Below are 254 nucleotides of genomic sequence, written 5' to 3'. Positions count from 1 at the left end.
ACAGACGATCTGGTTCAGCGCCGGCCATGAGATGCCGGTCGAGACCAGATGCACCTGGAAGGCGCGGACGTCTTCCAACTCCAACCGGTCAGGCGATCGGCCGAAATAGCGGCTGAACTTCGAAACCGCGCTGATGTAGGATCGTTGCGTCGCCGGCGACAGATTGCGGACGGTCATGTCTTCGATCATGCGGCGGCGAAGAGGGCTCAAATCGGCCATCTCGATACTCCTGTCTGAGGGGGATGGGCTCCAAC

Annotated in this window: 1 protein-coding gene; it reads right to left on the bottom strand. The window is 60.6% G+C overall.

Translation table 11 applies throughout. The annotated features are described in order from the left end of the window. Positions 1-219: phage integrase N-terminal SAM-like domain-containing protein (locus tag AC0L30_RS43255; protein ID WP_473406821.1), on the bottom strand; the 219-nt coding region annotated here is incomplete at its 3' end. Between the last annotated feature and the right edge of the window lie 35 nt (positions 220-254).

Source organism: Bradyrhizobium sp. MI1.11 (assembly GCF_055811255.1).
Note: the sequence above shows the minus strand (reverse complement) of the source record. Positions and strands in the feature narration are given on the sequence as shown.